Source organism: Variovorax sp. Soil_C_17 (assembly GCF_057657265.1).
Genome location: NZ_JBDGIT010000001.1, coordinates 849744 through 863927 on the forward strand (window position 1 = coordinate 849744; position 14184 = coordinate 863927).

General features: G+C 69.8%; 14 protein-coding genes. 7 read left to right on the forward strand and 7 right to left on the reverse strand.

Translation table 11 applies throughout. The annotated features are described in order from the left end of the window. Window positions 1-48: 48 nt before the first annotated feature. Window positions 49-651 (forward strand): TetR/AcrR family transcriptional regulator, encoded by a 603-nt coding sequence (locus AC3A6Y_RS04000; protein WP_487866931.1) that lies wholly within the window; start codon window positions 49-51, stop codon window positions 649-651. A gap of 203 nt (window positions 652-854) precedes the next feature. Next, the gene (locus AC3A6Y_RS04005; protein ID WP_487866932.1) at window positions 855-1763 is read left to right on the forward strand and encodes an alpha/beta hydrolase; all 909 of its coding nucleotides are present in this window, start codon (window positions 855-857) and stop codon (window positions 1761-1763) included. 10 nt (window positions 1764-1773) lie between these two features. On the opposite strand, the gene minE is transcribed toward AC3A6Y_RS04005, so the two are convergent. The 3 genes from minE to minC are packed head-to-tail and all read right to left on the reverse strand — an operon-like array spanning window position 1774 to window position 3678. Then, complete coding sequence (gene minE, locus AC3A6Y_RS04010) at window positions 1774-2052, reverse strand: cell division topological specificity factor MinE (protein ID WP_487866933.1); 279 nt, start codon at window positions 2050-2052, stop codon at window positions 1774-1776. A gap of 3 nt (window positions 2053-2055) precedes the next feature. Then, window positions 2056-2871, reverse strand: coding sequence for a septum site-determining protein MinD (gene minD / locus AC3A6Y_RS04015; RefSeq protein ID WP_487866934.1), 816 nt, complete (start codon window positions 2869-2871; stop codon window positions 2056-2058). Between the two features lie 51 nt (window positions 2872-2922). Further along, a complete protein-coding gene (gene minC / locus AC3A6Y_RS04020) occupies window positions 2923-3678 on the reverse strand; it encodes a septum site-determining protein MinC (RefSeq protein WP_487866935.1) in 756 nt (251 codons plus the stop codon). Between the two features lie 220 nt (window positions 3679-3898). On the opposite strand from minC, the gene AC3A6Y_RS04025 reads away from it, so the two are divergent. Further along, the gene (locus AC3A6Y_RS04025) at window positions 3899-4234 is read left to right on the forward strand and encodes a hypothetical protein (protein ID WP_487866936.1); all 336 of its coding nucleotides are present in this window, start codon (window positions 3899-3901) and stop codon (window positions 4232-4234) included. Here the strand turns inward: AC3A6Y_RS04025 and AC3A6Y_RS04030 are convergent. Next, window positions 4201-5559, reverse strand: coding sequence for a solute carrier family 23 protein (locus AC3A6Y_RS04030; protein WP_487866937.1), 1359 nt, complete (start codon window positions 5557-5559; stop codon window positions 4201-4203). The genes AC3A6Y_RS04025 and AC3A6Y_RS04030 overlap by 34 nt on opposite strands. A 59-nt stretch (window positions 5560-5618) precedes the next feature. Then, the gene (locus AC3A6Y_RS04035; RefSeq protein WP_106559714.1) at window positions 5619-6044 is read right to left on the reverse strand and encodes a hotdog fold thioesterase; all 426 of its coding nucleotides are present in this window, start codon (window positions 6042-6044) and stop codon (window positions 5619-5621) included. A 108-nt stretch (window positions 6045-6152) separates the two neighbouring features. Between AC3A6Y_RS04035 and AC3A6Y_RS04040 the strand changes: the two genes are divergently transcribed. Further along, window positions 6153-7466, forward strand: coding sequence for an AsmA family protein (locus AC3A6Y_RS04040; RefSeq protein WP_487866938.1), 1314 nt, complete (start codon window positions 6153-6155; stop codon window positions 7464-7466). A 12-nt stretch (window positions 7467-7478) separates the two neighbouring features. Here AC3A6Y_RS04040 and AC3A6Y_RS04045 read toward each other — a convergent pair whose 3' ends face one another. After that, on the reverse strand, window positions 7479-8393 hold the full coding sequence (locus AC3A6Y_RS04045) for a LysR family transcriptional regulator (RefSeq protein ID WP_487866939.1): 915 nt from the start codon (window positions 8391-8393) through the stop codon (window positions 7479-7481). 72 nt (window positions 8394-8465) lie between these two features. On the opposite strand from AC3A6Y_RS04045, the gene AC3A6Y_RS04050 reads away from it, so the two are divergent. The 3 genes from AC3A6Y_RS04050 to AC3A6Y_RS04060 are packed head-to-tail and all read left to right on the forward strand — an operon-like array spanning window position 8466 to window position 13149. Next, window positions 8466-9866 (forward strand): aminotransferase family protein, encoded by a 1401-nt coding sequence (locus AC3A6Y_RS04050; protein WP_487866940.1) that lies wholly within the window; start codon window positions 8466-8468, stop codon window positions 9864-9866. 26 nt (window positions 9867-9892) lie between these two features. Then, window positions 9893-10867, forward strand: coding sequence for a Bug family tripartite tricarboxylate transporter substrate binding protein (locus AC3A6Y_RS04055; protein ID WP_487866941.1), 975 nt, complete (start codon window positions 9893-9895; stop codon window positions 10865-10867). Next, on the forward strand, window positions 10864-13149 hold the full coding sequence (locus AC3A6Y_RS04060; RefSeq protein WP_487866942.1) for a N,N-dimethylformamidase beta subunit family domain-containing protein: 2286 nt from the start codon (window positions 10864-10866) through the stop codon (window positions 13147-13149). Before AC3A6Y_RS04055 ends, AC3A6Y_RS04060 begins: the two co-directional genes overlap by 4 nt. Before the next feature lie 3 nt (window positions 13150-13152). Here the strand turns inward: AC3A6Y_RS04060 and AC3A6Y_RS04065 are convergent, their stop codons facing one another. Continuing rightward, window positions 13153-14124 carry a threo-3-hydroxy-L-aspartate ammonia-lyase gene (locus AC3A6Y_RS04065; protein WP_487866943.1) on the reverse strand — a complete coding sequence of 324 codons (972 nt, stop codon included), beginning with the start codon at window positions 14122-14124 and terminating at the stop codon, window positions 13153-13155. Window positions 14125-14184: the final 60 nt, after the last annotated feature.

Here is a 14184-nt window from a genome sequence, read left to right on the forward strand (position 1 = left end):
AATTCTTCCTGTCTTGCAATTTCGCACGCATGTGCTAAATTCAAAGGCATGGACGCCAAGACCCAGAAGAGCGAGCTGACCCGCACGGCCATCGTCGGCGCGGCGATGGACCTTGCCGCCGCAGAGGGCCTTGACGCCATCACCCTGCAGACCGTTGCCACTCGCCTGGGCTTGTCGAAGAGCGGTGTGTTCTCCCGCGTCGGCTCGCGCGAGGCGCTGCAGAAGGCCGTGATCGAGGAGTTCGGCCGCCGCTTCCTGGCCGACGTCTTCGTGCCCGCGATGCAGAAGCCCAAGGGCCTGGCGCGGCTGGACGAGATCGTCTCGCGCTGGATCGTTCGCACCCGCGACGTGGAGACCGAGACCGGTTGCATCTACACCGCCGGCGCCTTCGAGTTCGACGACCGCGAGGGCGAGTTGCGTGATCTGCTGGTCGAGGAGGTCACGCGCTGGCGCGCCGCCCTGCGCCGCACCGTGCTGCAGGCCATCGAGACCGGCGAGCTGCGGGCCGACACCGATCCCGCGCAACTCGTCAGCGAGATCAACGGCCTGATCATGTCCCTGCTGCACGACGCGCGCTTCCTGCGAGACACGCGCGCCGCCGACCGCGCCCAGCTCACCTGGCAGCGGCTGCTGGCCAGTTACCGCGCCTGAGACCCCGATGACTGCCGCCCTTGCCCTTCGCTCGTTCATATTTCGCACACTCGTGCGATAAAGGAGAAAACCATGTTGATCGCTCTCTTGTTCATCGGGGCCTGCCTCGTCGGCCTCGGCCTGCGTTCGGCCGCCGACACGCTCCGCAGCCTTCCCCGGAGCAACGAAGACTGGGTCTGGTACTGAACAACAAGGAACCCGCCATGACGACTGCCACGTCCACCGCCGCCCGCTCCGCCGCGGCCTCCAATTACTACGGTGCCAGCCCGTGGATGCGCGCCTTGCGCCTGGCTCTCGGCGCATCGCAGCGGGCCTGGCCCGCGCTCGGCGTGCGTGCGGCCTACCGGCTGTTCGGCACGCCGCTGCCACTCAAATGGCTGAACCGCCGCCATGGCCCCGGTGCCGGATGGCAGCGCGAGTCCTGGTCCTTCGAGAACGCCAACCTGGGCCTTTACACGCCCGACGCGGCCTCGCCCGAGGTGCCGCGCGTGCTGCTGGTGCATGGCTGGGGCGGCCATGCCGGCCAGATGCTGCCGCTGGCGCAAACCCTTGCAGCCGCCGGCTTCGCACCGCTGCTGCTGGAGATGCCGGCCCATGGGAGAAGCGCCGGGACGGTGAGCAACCTGCCGCAGTTCGCGCGGGCCATCGACTACGTGGCGGCCCGGCTGGCGCTGGAGGGCACGGCGCTCAAGGCGATCGCGGCCCACTCGCTGGGCGCCAATGCGCTGGCCTACGCGGCCAGCCGCGGCCTGCGCGCAGACCGCCTGGTGCTGCTGGCGCCGCCCGCGTCGCCGCATGCGTTCACCCGCTACTTCGCCCATGTGTTCGGCCTCAGCGAGCGCACGCGTGCGGCCATGCAGCACCGCATCGAGGCGCGCGAGGGCATCCTGATGCCGCTGCTGGAGCCCGCTGCAGTCGGACCGCGCATCGCCCAGCCCACGCTGGTGGTGCATGACCGCGACGACCGCGTGAACCGCTTCGCCGACGGCGTGGCCTACCGCGACGCGATCGCCGGCGCAGAGCTGGTCGCGACGCAGGACCTGGGCCACCGCCGCATCCTGAGAGAGCCCTCGGTACTGCAGCAGGTGGCCGCCTTCATCTCGAAGGCTTGACCGGGGCCGTTCAGCGCGCCGCCAGCGCGGTCCCGTCCGGCAGCTCGATCTTCACCTCGAGCACTTCGAGGTTGTCCTGCTTCTCCAGGTGGACCTTGATGTCGTCGGCATTGATCGACACGTACTTGGAAATCACCGCGATCAGCTCGCGCTGCAGCTCCGGCAGGTAGTCGGGACGGCGCTTGCCGCTCAGGCTGCTGCGCTCGTGCGCGAGGATGATCTGCAGCCGCTCCTTGGCGACGGCTGCCGTCTTTTTCTTTTCGCCCAACAGGAACGAGAGGAAAGACATCCCTTACCTCCCCCCGAAGAAGCGCTTGAAGAAGCTGGGCTTCTCGGCGTCGACGAAGCGCATCGGCTTGTCCTCGCCGAGGAATCGCGCAATGACGTCGGCATAGGCCTGGGCCACGATGCTCTCCTGGTCGTGAATCACGGGGATGCCCTGGTTGGAGGCTTGCAGCACGCTTTCCGATTCGGGAATCACGCCGATCAGCTTGATGCGCAGGATGTCCTGGATGTCCTCCAGCGACAGCATCTGCCCGCCCGCCACCCGGTTCGGGTTGTAGCGCGTGATCAGCAGGTGCTCCTTGATCGGCTCGCCGCCTTCCTTGGCGCGCTTGGTCTTGGAGCCCAGCATGCCCAGGATGCGGTCCGAGTCGCGCACCGAGGAGACCTCGGGGTTGGTCACGATCAGCGCCTCGTCGGCGAAGTGCATCGCCATCAGCGCGCCGGTCTCGATGCCCGCGGGCGAGTCGCAGACGATGTAGTCGAAGCCCTGCTCCTTGAGCTCGTTCAGGATCTTCTCGACGCCCTCCTGCTTCAGCGCGTCCTTGTCGCGCGTCTGAGAGGCGGCCAGCACGAACAGGTTGTCGCACTGCTTGTCCTTGATCAGCGCCTGGCTCAGGTTGGCCTCGCCCTGGATCACGTTGATCAGGTCGTAGACCACGCGCCGCTCGCAACCCATGATCAAGTCCAGGTTGCGCAGGCCGACGTCGAAGTCGATCACGGCCGTCTTCTTGCCCGCCAGCGCGAGCCCCGATGCAAAGCTCGCGCTCGTGGTCGTCTTTCCGACGCCGCCCTTGCCCGAGGTCACCACCACAATCTTGGCCATTCCAGTCCTTCTCTTCTGTTTCGTTCGTTCAGGTGTGCGAGCCGATGCGCGTCACTCGATCGCGCTCATCACGATCTTTTTTCCATCCAGCGAGATCTGTGCCGGCTTGCCGGCGATCTCCGCGGGCAGCGCGACTTCCGCGGTGCGGTAGATGCCCGCGATCGCGACCAGCTGCGCTTCCATGCAGGTGGTGAAGATTCGCGCCTCGGTGTTGCCGCGCGCCCCTGCGATCGCCTTGCCGCGCAGCGGCGCGTAGACGTGCACGTTGCCGTCCGCGATCACCTCGGCGCCGAAGCTCACCACCGCGGTCACCACCACGTCGCCGCCGCGCGCATAGACCTGCTGGCCCGAGCGCAGCGGCTTGTCGATCACCAGCGTGCCATGGGCCGGCACCGGCACCTCGCGCACGATCTGGGGTTGCGGGGGTTCGGCCGCCGGCGCGGGCGGCCGCGCGCTGGGCGTCGGCGGCACCGGCATTGCCGTCACCGACAGGCCGGCGCCCCGCGCCGCGAAGTTCTGTGCATCGCTGCCGCCGCGCACCGCGATCGGCTGCGTCTGGTGGCGCGCCAGCAGGGCGCGCAGCGCGGCGAAATCGATGCCCGGCCCCGCATCGGCCTGAGGGAGTTGCGAGAGGTCGATGACCACCGGCTCCTGGTCGAAGAAATCGGGGGAGTCGGCGAGCTGCAGGTCGAGCGCTTCGGCCAGCACGCCCAGGTCCGCCGTCTTGAGGATCACGGCGATCAGCGGCAGCGTCGCGCTCTTGAATTCGAAAACCGCTCGGGTGCGCGCGGCGGATGCATCGGCCATGGAAAACGTAGGTGCGAAAAGCGTTGGAGTCTAACGGGCAGTGGCGGGCAACCTGTCGATGCTTCATGGAAAGATGACGCTGCACAACACTTCTTGCATGGGGTTTCACATTGATTCGCGGACGCAACACCGGCAGGAATGATGGCTTGACTCCTACAAGCGAGGCCGGTTTTTATTCACAGACTCGGCCGCTTCGAAATTGCGCGGCACGCTCGCCCTTATGCAACCCATCCTCGATATTCGAACGGTGCACTCGGACCTCTACACCTACAGTCTCGGCGCGGCACAAGAAGCCGAGCTTCAGTGCGGTGACTTCTTCGACACGGCCGAGCGCTGCCTGCTCGACGCGGGGCGGGGCCTGTACCTCTACTTCGATCGCGTCCAGATCCGCTTCGCCGGCTTCGCGCTGGGCAGTTTTCCGGTCGCGCGCATGATCGATGACCCGCCGGGCCTGCTGCAGGAGCTGATGGCGCGCATCCTGCGCATCTACCGCGCGCGCGCCGTGCCGCACTGGAACCCGCCTCAGGCCGCCCGCGAACGGTTGAGCAGGGCGTAGAGCAGGATCGCGCCGAAGGTGGCGGTGCCGATGCCGCCCAGCGCGAACTGGCCGAACTTCAGCGTGAAGTCGCCGGTGCCCAGAATCAGCGTGATGGCCGCCACGATCAGGTTGCGGTTCTGCGAGAAGTCGACCCGGTTGTCGACCCAGATCTTGGCCCCCGCCACCGCGATCAGGCCGAACACCACGATGCTCACGCCGCCCATCACCGGCAGCGGGATCGCCTGGATCAGCGCGCCGAACTTCGGGCTGAAGCCCAGCAGCAGCGCGATCAGCGCCGCCACCACGAAGATCGCGGTGGAGTAGATCTTCGTGGCAGCCATCACGCCGATGTTCTCGGCATAAGTCGTGACGCCGGTCCCGCCGGCCGCGCCGCTCACCATCGTCGCGATCCCGTCGCCGATGAAGGCGCGCCCCAGGTAAGGATTGAGATCGCGCCCCGTCATCGCGCTCACCGCCTTGATGTGGCCCAGGTTCTCCGCCACGAGGATCACCGCCACCGGCGCGATCAGCAGCATGGCGTTGACCTCGAACACCGGCGCCGCGAACTTCGGCAGGCCGAACCAGGCCGCCGCGGCCAGCGGGGCGAGGTCGATCGGCTTGCCGAGGCCCAGGCCGTTGGTCAGCACGGCGTAGATGAGGCTCGCGGCGATCAGCCCCATCAAGATGAGCAGGCGCTGCACCATGCCGCGCGTGTAGACCGCGATCAGGCCCACGCACAGGAAAGTCAGCGCCTGCATCCAGGTGTCGAAACCGGTGGGCGCCATGTTCTTGATCGGCACGCTCGCGAGATTGAGCCCGATCACCGCCACCACCGCGCCCGTCACCACCGGCGGCATCAGCCGCTCGATCCAGTGGACGGCGACGTCCTGCTCGATCTCCTCCACCTCCACGCCGCGGATCGGCACCGACTTGTGGTGCCGCTCGTTGGTGAGCGCGACCAGCACGCCGATCAGCACGTAGACCGCGCCGCAGGCGATGATGCCGCCCAGCGCCACGCCGAGGTTGGCGTTCGGTCCCTGGCCGGCGTAGCCCGTGGCCGCGATCACCACGCCGATGAAGGCGAAGCTCGAGCCCAGGTAGCTCGGCACCCGGCCGCCGGTCACCAGGAAGAAGATCAGCGTGCCGACGCCGCTCATCAGGATCGCGATGTTCGGGTTGAAGCCCATGAGGATGGGCGCCAGCACCGTGGCGCCGAACATCGCGATCACGTGCTGCACGCCCATCGCGGCGGTCTGCGGCCAGGGCAGGCGCTCGTCGGGCGCCACCACGGCGGCATGGCCGGCCGCGACCTCGCGCCAGCGGGGAAGGTAGGAATCGCTCATGGTCGGGGTTCTCCTCGGTTGTTGTTCTCGGGCTGCCTTCAGGGATCAGCCTTGGGGGATCAGCCTTGGGGGATCAGCACTGCCATGGTGATGCGCGAGACGCAGGTCAGCTCGCCGGCGTCGTTGCTGAGGTCGATCTGCCAGACCTGCGTGCTGCGGCCGCGATGCACCGGGCGCGCAACGCCCGTGACCCAGCCCGAGGTCGTGGCCTTGAGATGGTTGGCGTTGATGTCCAGGCCCACTGCGCGGTGACCTTCCGGCGCCGAGTAGTGCGCGCCGCAGGAGCCCAGCGTCTCGGCCAGCACCACCGACACGCCGCCATGCAGGATGCCGTAGGGCTGGCGCGTGCGCTCGTCCACCGGCACGCGGCCGCGGATGAAGTCGGGGCCGATCTCGAGGAACTCCACGCCCAGCGTGGCGACCGCCGTGTTGACGTGGCTGCGGGTCAGCTCCTCGATCGAGATCTCTTTTTTCCAGATGGACATTCGCGTTCTCCAGGGTCGATGTGGGTCAAAACTATAGCGACTGACCCTGACATCACCGGTCGTCCCCAGACGACATGGCCAACCCACCCCGGGACTCAAGCTCTGGCAATGACGCGAACGCGACGATGGCTCATCGGCACCGGCGTGGCGGTGCTGCTGCTCCTGGGCGGCCTGGGCTGGTTCGCCTGGCGCTTGCTGCCGAGCGACGAAGCACTCGCGGCCCGGATCAGCGAGAGCTTCGAGCGCGCCAGCGGCATCGGCCTGCGAGTGGGCAGCGCGAGCTGGTCCCTGCGGCCCGCGCCGGTCGTGGTGCTGCACGATCTCGAGACCGATCAGCCGCGGCCTATCACCGTGCGCCGCGTGGTCCTGCGCCCGCGCCTCGCCGCGCTGTTGCGCCGCTCCATCGCCATCGAGGCCGTCGAGGTCGAAGGCGCCGTGCTGCCGCGGGCTTCGGTGCGCGCCTTCCGCGGCCGCTGGCAGGCGGGCGAGGTCTCCGGCATGCTCGCCGGCGCGTGGACCCCGGCCGAGATCCCGGTCGAGCGGCTGCGGCTGCAGGACATCGTCTGGATCAACCGCCGCGACATCGCGCTGGCCTACGATGCCGAGCTGCGCTTCGACCCCGGCTGGCGACCGCGCGAGGCGGAAGTGCGGCGCCCCGGCGTGTCGCCCGCCACGCGCCTGCGCCTCGCGCGCGAAGGCGGGGAGGACCGCTGGCGCGTGCAGATCGATGCCGGCGGCGGCACCTGGAACGGCCAGGCCCAACTGCAGACGCTCGAGAAAGGCCGCATGCGCGTCACCGCCGAGCTGGAGCCGCGGGGCGTGGACGTGGGCGATCTGGTGAGCGCCTTCCGCCGCAACCAGGCGGTCGAGGGCCGCTTCGACGGCCGCACCGAAGTGCGCAGCGAGGGCGACGACGTCGGCGAGCTGATCCGCCACCTGAACACCCGTACCCGCTTCGTCATGCGGCCCGCGACGCTCAAGGGCTTCGACCTGTCGAAGGTGGTCGGCGCGCCGAATGCCGGGCGCGGCGGCCGCACGGTGCTCGACGAGCTCACCGGCACCCTCGAAACCCAGAACACCGGGGACGGCATCCTGCTGCGCTACACGGGCCTGCAGGCGCGCTCGGGCGTGCTCAGCGCCAGCGGCAGCGCGAGCGTGCTCAATCGCCGCCTGAACGGCGAGATGGCGATCGACCTGGTCGACGGCGTGGTCGGCGTGCCGCTCAAGCTGGCCGGCACGCTCGACGAACCGCAGCTGTCGCTCACCGGCGGCGCGCTGGCCGGGGCCGCCGTGGGCACGGCCGTGTTGCCGGGCGTGGGCACCGCGATCGGCGCGCGCGTCGGGCAGCAGGTGGAGAAGCTGTTCGGCGGCGAGGACGACAAGAAGAAGCCGCCGGCAACCGCGCGGCCGAAGTCGCGCTGAAGCCGGGGCAGATCAGGCGGGCCGGAAACCAGGCAGCGCATGCATGCGCTGCTTCAATGCCTCGATGAAGGCCGTCACCCGCGCCGGCCGGTACAGCCCCGGCGGCAGCGCGATGTGGATGCCGATCGGCTCCAGCCACCAGCGCGGCAGCACCCGCTTGAGCCGGCCGGCCTGGATGTCCGCATGGCACATCCAGGGCGCGGCGGCGCCGATGCCCGCGCCGTTGAGGATCGCGCGGTAGCTCGACAGCAGGCTGTCGGTCTTGATCGGCGTGTCCAGCCGCACCATGCGCGAGCGCCCGGACCGGTCGAGCAGGCGCACGCTGCCCTCCACATAGGGCACCAGGCCCACGCAGGGCAGCGAGGGCAGCCGCGCCAGCGTGACCGGGCCGGTGCGCTTGAGCAGGGCCGGCGTGGCGATCAGCACGCGCTCCATCGCGCCCAGGTGGCGGCTCACCAGGCCGGGGTCGCGCACATCGCCCACGCAGACCCAGCACTCCGCGCCCGAGGCCGCGAGGTCCACCACGCGGTCGGTGAGCGTCAGCTCGATGCGCAGGCCGGGATGCGCGGCACGCAGGTCCGTCACCGCGTCCGTCAGGAAGCCCGTGCCGTAGCCCGAGGGGCCGATCACGCGCAAGGTGCCCTCGGGCCGGCTCTGGCCGCCCGACAGCCGGTGCGACAGGCCCGACCAGCGATCCGTCAGGTCATGCGCCTCCGCCAGCAGCGAACGGCCCTCGTCGGTGAGCGAGAAGCTGGCCGTGGTGCGCAGCGCGAGCTTGCAGCCCAGCAGGCGCTCCAGCTCCAGCAGGCGACGGCTTACCGTCGGCTGCGTGGTGTCGAGCAGCCGTGCCGCCTTGCTCAGCGATCCGCTCTCGCCGATGCGGATGAAGGTCTCGAGCAGGTCCAGGCGGTCGTGTGCGTACTTCATGCGCGTGACGTATAGCACTTCATCGCCTGATACGTCTACCCGGCAGGCCGCTCTGTTCGTATCGTCCATGGCATGAACAACCCGGCTCCCATCGTTCGCACCGTCGGCGACACGCCGCAGGGCGGCACCGTCCTCGGCTTCTACGCGCCCAAGGGCGCGCCACGCCCGCCGCGCATCGCGCGCGGCGAGGGCGTCTTCCTGTGGGACGCCGACGGCAGGCGCTACCTGGACGCCACCGCCGGCGCCGTGGTTGCCAACATCGGCCACGGCAACCCGCGCGTGCTGGCCGCGATGACCGAGCAGGCGGCCAAGGTCAGCTTCGCCTATCCGCGCTTCTTCGAGAGCGAGCACAACATCGCGCTGGCCGATCGGGTCTGCGCGCTGGCCGGCGAGGGCTTCGACCGCGCCTTCTTCGTCTCGGGCGGCTCCGAGGCCAACGAGTCGGCCATCAAGCTGGCGCGCCAGTACGCGGTGGTCACGGGGCAGGGCAGCCGCAGCAAGGTGATCTCGCGCGACCCCAGCTACCACGGCTCCACGCTGGGCGCGCTGGCGGTCACGGGCGATGCCAACACGCTGAAGCTGTACGGCCCGATGATCCGCTCGATGCCGAAGGTGCCCGCGCCGCTGTCCTACCGGGTGCCGGAAGGGCACACGGTGGCCTCCTTCGAGATCGCCTGCGCCGACGCGCTCGAGCAGGCCATCCTGCGTGAAGGCCCGGAGACGGTGCTCGCCTTCATCCTCGAGCCCATCGGCGGCCTGTCGACCGGTGCGGTCGTCTCGTCGGACGCGTACTTCCGGCGCGTGCGGCAGATCTGCGACCGCCATGGCGTGCTCGTCATCTACGACGAGATCATGAGCGGCGCCGGCCGCACCGGCGCCTTCCTCGCCGCGCATCACTGGCCCGCGGCGCGGCCCGACCTGGTCACGCTCGCCAAGGGCCTGGCCGCGGGCTACACCCCGCTGGGCTGCCTGCTCGCGCCCGACCGCATCGTGGACGCGGTGGCCGGCAGCGGTGGTTTCGTGCATGGCCACACCTACTTCACCAATCCGCTCTCCTGCGCCGTCGCCCATGCGGTGGTCGACGAGGTGATCCGGCAAGACCTGGTCGCGAAGGCGCGCGACCGGGGAGAGCTGCTCATGGCGCGCCTGCGCGAGATCGCCGCGCGCTCGCCCATCGTCGGCGACGTGCGCGGCATGGGCCTGCTGACCGCGATCGAAATCGTGGCCGACAAGTCCACCCGGCGCCAGCTGCCCGTGGCCTTCAATGCGCCGGCGCGGCTCACCGAGCATGGCCTCCGGCATGGCATTGCGCTCTACAACCGGCGCGCCAACCTCGGCGCCTTCGGCGACTTCCAGATGATCACGCCGCCGCTCACCATCAGCGAGGCAGAGATCGACACCCTGGCCGAGCTGCTCGAAAAATCGCTCGCGGACCTCGCCGACGAGATCGCGCGCCGGGGCCTCGCGGCCTGACCCTTTTCCATCCCCGAAGGTCCATCATGATCCATCGACTCCTGCAGACCGCGCTCGCCTGCGCGACCCTTGTCTTCGCCGCCGCAGCGCCCGCGCAGATCGCCACGAACAAGGGCCCCGTCAAGCTGATCGTCGGCTACCCCGCGGGCGGCTCGGCCGATGTGCAGGCGCGCACGCTGTCCGACAAGCTCGCGGCCGAATTGGGCACCACCGTGGTCGTCGACAACCGCACCGGCGCCGGCGGCCAGATCGCGGCCGACTACGTGCGCAGCGCCGCGCCCGACGGCCTCACCGTGCTGCTGGCCAACATGCACATGATGGTGATGCTGCCGCTGACCTCCAAATCGGTCCGCTACGACCCCGTCAAGGACTTCAAGGCCGTGGGCCGCATCGCCAGCTTCTACGAAGGCATCGCCGTGCCTGCCGCGCTGCCGGCCAGGGACGTGAAGCAGTGGCTGGACATCGCGCGCGCCGATCCGCAGAAGGCCACCTACGGCGTGCCGGCGCCCGGCAGCGTCGCGCAGTTCATGGGCTATCGGCTCGGCGCCGAAGCCAAGACCCACCTCGTGGCCGCACCGTACCGCGGTGCTGCGCCGCTGGTGCAGGACCTGCTGGGCGATCAGATCGCGGCCGGCATCACGCCCATCGCCGACCTCGTGGCCCATCAGCAGAGCGGCAAGCTCAAGGTGCTGGCGGTCAATGGCGCGAAGCGCGCCGCGCTGCTGCCCGACGTGCCCACGCTCAAGGAGCTGGGCCAGCCGCATTTCGACAACCTCGAGTGGACCGGGCTTTTCGTGCCCGCCGGAACGCCCAAGCCCATCGTCGACCAGCTGCATGCGGCCCTCGGCAAGGCACTGGCCAGCAAGGAGGTGCAGGAGCGCTTCCTCAAGCTGAGCAGCGATCCGCATCCGAGCACCGGCGAGGAGCTCGGCAAGCTCATCGAGGACGACCTCCAGCGCTGGGGGCCGGTGGTCAAGGCCTCGGGCTTCACCTCCGAATGACCCGCATCCCTGCACACAGGCCTCTTCATCTTCCCGGCGTTCACGGCTATGCCGACCACAAGAGCGTGGCGGCCGGGGAGCTGCTGCGCTTCCACGTGAGCAGCGACCGGGCCTGGCGTCTTTCGGTCTGCCGGCTGGGCAGCGATGTGGAGGGGCGCAGCGACGACCAGGTGCTGCATCGCTTCGCACCGTCCCCCGCGCGCGTGCAGCCCATCCATCCGGGCTCCTACGTGCACGTCGACAAGGGGCTGCCTGCCGCACTGCCCCTGCGCGGGCTGACGGTGGAATGCTGGGTCAAGCCCTGGCGCATCGACGCGCGGCAGAGCCTGATCGGCCAGTACGACTTTCCCGCGCATTGCGGTTGGGGCCTCTTCATCGAGGAGGGCGGCGCGCTCGGCTTCCATCTGGGCGATGGCGGCGCCTTCCGCGCCGATGCGCTGCAGGCCCGGGGCCGGCTGGCCGCGCGGCGCTGGCAGCACGTGGCCGCCACGTGGAACGGCCGGGTCGCTGCGCTGTGGATCGACGGCGTGCAGGCCGGGCAATGGGAGGCGGCGCGGGAGGTGCGGCCCGGGCCGGCGCCGCTGCGCCTGGGCGCCGGCGCCGTCGAGGGCCTCGCCGATCTGTTTCTGGACGCCGACCTGCTGATGCCGGTGCTCTACGACCGCGCCCTCGCGCCGGAGGAGATCGCGCAGCGCTTTGCCGAACGCGGCCTGGTCGCCGCCACCGGCCGCTCGGTACTGGCCTGCTGGCCCTTGCGCGAGGAGCGCGGCGCGCAGGTGGCCGATGCGAGCGGCCATCAGCGCAACGGCCGCATCGTCAACCACGGCACCTGGATGATCGTCGGGCCGGCCTTCGAACCCGCCAAGGTCGGCGCGCATGAAGACGCCGAAACGCGCTACGACCCTTTCAGCGATCCCACGCGCGGCCACGGCCTGCGCCTGGCCAGCGACGACCTCTACGACTGCCGCTGGGAGGCCACGCACGAATTCCGCATTCCGGAGCATGCGAAGCCCGGCCTCTACGTGGGCCGCCTGCGCTTCGAGCTCGACGGCCGCGACGCCGACTACGACATCACCTTCATCGTCCGCAAGCCCGCGCAGGCCGCGCCTGCGCCCATCCTCGTGCTGTGCGCCGTCAGCAGTTGGCTGGCCTACGCGAGTACGCCCTTCGCGAAGAACGTGGTGGACGATCCCGTGTGGCCGCGCCGTTCGGCGGGCCTGGAGAATTGCCACCCGGAGGCCCCCGCCTATTGCAGCTACACCGACCATCGCGCCGGCCAGCCCTGCTACCAGGTCGGCCTGCGCATGCCCTGGCCGAACGCCAGCCCCAACGCCCTGTACGACCCCGAGGGCAGCGGCTTCAGCCAGTGGGCGCGGCTCGAGCGCCGCCTGCATGTGTGGCTGGAGCGCGAAGGCTACGACTTCGATGTGATCGGCGACATCGACCTGCACCGCGACCCGTCGCTGCTCGCGCGCTATCGCACCGTGTTCGTCAACGGCCACAGCGAGTACTGGTCGACGCCCGCCGTCGACGGACTGGACGACTACCTGCGCCGCGGCGGCAGCGCGATCGTGCTGTCGGGCAACACCATGTACCTGCGCGTGAGCTACGACGAGGACATGACCGTGATGGAGCAGCGCAAGGTCAACGGCCCCGATCACGACGAGACGATGCCGCCGCCGGGTCCGCCCGCCGGCGCCTTCGGCGAGCAGTTCCACAGCCAGGACTGGGCGCGCGGCGGCCGGCTCAGGGCCTCGGGCCGGGCGGCCGCGGACATCATCGGCCTGGAGACCGCGGGCTGGGCCTTCGCCGACGGCGAGGACTTCGGCGTCTACCACGTGACCCGGCCGCGCCATGCCTTGTTCAACGAGCCGCATCCGCTGGGCCTCGCCGAGGGCCAGACCTTCGGCCATGCGCCGGGCGGCGGGCTGCCGCGTGCGATCGGCCACGAGTGGGACCTCAGCATCGCCACCCTGGCGCGCATGACCCGGCGCGTGCCGGCGGGCGCTTCGCTCCCCGTGCCGCAGCAGGGCATCGAGGTCATCGCCCAAGGCATCCGCCGCGTGCCCGGCCGGCTCGATGCCTACCTCGATTGCTTCTCGAACCTGACCGAGTCGCTCGACGGCCTGTCGGCCGAGATGATCTACTGGGAGCGCCCCCAGGGCGGCCGTGTGTTCCACGCCGGCGCGGTGGGCGCGGCCTGGGTGCTGGGCAGCGATCCGGTCTTCGGCCGGCTGCTGCGCAACGTGCTGCACCGCTTCGGCGTGCAGCCCAGGGAGTGAAGCTCAGCCTGCGAGCAGGGCGCCCAGGCGCTCCACGTCGACATTGCCGCCGCTGATCAGCACGCCCACGCGCAGGCCGCGCAGCTGCGCCTTCATCTCGCGCGCAGCCGCGAAGCCCAGGCAGCCGGTGGGTTCGACCACCAGCTTCATGCGCGTGGCGAAGAAGCGCATGGCCTCGACCAGCTGTGCGTCGCTCGCCGTCAGCACGTCGTCGACGTCGCGGCGGATGACGGCGAAGGTGTGCTGCCCCAGGTGCTGCGTCTGCGCGCCGTCGGCGATGGTGCTGGGCGTGTCGATGTGCACGATGCTCCCGCTGCGGAAGGACTGCTGCCCGTCGTTGCCTGCCTCGGGCTCCACGCCGTAGAGCTTGCACTGCGGCGCGAGTGCGCGCGTGGCCAGCGCCGTACCGGACAGCAACCCGCCCCCGCCCAGGGGCACGAACAGGGCATCGAGCGGCCCGGTTTCCTCGAACAGCTCCATCGCCGCCGTGCCCTGGCCGGCCATCACGTCCGGATGGTCGTAGGGCGGGATGAGCGTCATGCCGTGCTTCTGCGCCAGCTCGCGCCCGATCTGCTCGCGGTCGTCCTTGTAGCGGTCGTAGATCACCACCTGTCCACCGTAGCCCTTGGTGGCCGCCACCTTCGTGGCCGGTGCGTCGTGCGGCATCACGATGGTCGCGGGCATGCCCAGGATGCGGGCCGCCAGCGCGATCGCCTGTGCATGGTTGCCCGAAGAGAAGGCCACCACGCCGCCGCGGCGCTGCTGCTCGTCGAACTTCGCGAGCGCGTTGAAGGCCCCGCGGAACTTGAAGGCGCCGATGCGCTGCAGGTTCTCGCACTTGAAGAAGAGCTGCGCGCCCAGCTCCTCGTCGGCCGTGCGTGAACGCAGGACGGGCGTGCGGTGGGCATGGCCTTCGATGCGGCGCGCGGCGGCGGCCACGTCGTCGAAAGTGGGGAGCTTCAGCGTAACTGGCATGGAGGTGCTTCCTGTGTTGGACTGATTATCCATAGCTGGACAAATCGTCAAACCTCGTGC

Coding starts and splice junctions, on each gene's coding strand:
- AC3A6Y_RS04000 (WP_487866931.1), top strand. CDS start 49: ATGGACGCCAAGACCCAGAAGAGCGAGCTGACCCGCACGGCCATCGTC.
- AC3A6Y_RS04005 (WP_487866932.1), top strand. CDS start 855: ATGACGACTGCCACGTCCACCGCCGCCCGCTCCGCCGCGGCCTCCAAT.
- minE (WP_487866933.1), bottom strand. CDS start 2,052: ATGTCTTTCCTCTCGTTCCTGTTGGGCGAAAAGAAAAAGACGGCAGCC.
- minD (WP_487866934.1), bottom strand. CDS start 2,871: ATGGCCAAGATTGTGGTGGTGACCTCGGGCAAGGGCGGCGTCGGAAAG.
- minC (WP_487866935.1), bottom strand. CDS start 3,678: ATGGCCGATGCATCCGCCGCGCGCACCCGAGCGGTTTTCGAATTCAAG.
- AC3A6Y_RS04025 (WP_487866936.1), top strand. CDS start 3,899: ATGCAACCCATCCTCGATATTCGAACGGTGCACTCGGACCTCTACACC.
- AC3A6Y_RS04030 (WP_487866937.1), bottom strand. CDS start 5,559: ATGAGCGATTCCTACCTTCCCCGCTGGCGCGAGGTCGCGGCCGGCCAT.
- AC3A6Y_RS04035 (WP_106559714.1), bottom strand. CDS start 6,044: ATGTCCATCTGGAAAAAAGAGATCTCGATCGAGGAGCTGACCCGCAGC.
- AC3A6Y_RS04040 (WP_487866938.1), top strand. CDS start 6,153: ATGACGCGAACGCGACGATGGCTCATCGGCACCGGCGTGGCGGTGCTG.
- AC3A6Y_RS04045 (WP_487866939.1), bottom strand. CDS start 8,393: ATGAAGTACGCACACGACCGCCTGGACCTGCTCGAGACCTTCATCCGC.
- AC3A6Y_RS04050 (WP_487866940.1), top strand. CDS start 8,466: ATGAACAACCCGGCTCCCATCGTTCGCACCGTCGGCGACACGCCGCAG.
- AC3A6Y_RS04055 (WP_487866941.1), top strand. CDS start 9,893: ATGATCCATCGACTCCTGCAGACCGCGCTCGCCTGCGCGACCCTTGTC.
- AC3A6Y_RS04060 (WP_487866942.1), top strand. CDS start 10,864: ATGACCCGCATCCCTGCACACAGGCCTCTTCATCTTCCCGGCGTTCAC.
- AC3A6Y_RS04065 (WP_487866943.1), bottom strand. CDS start 14,124: ATGCCAGTTACGCTGAAGCTCCCCACTTTCGACGACGTGGCCGCCGCC.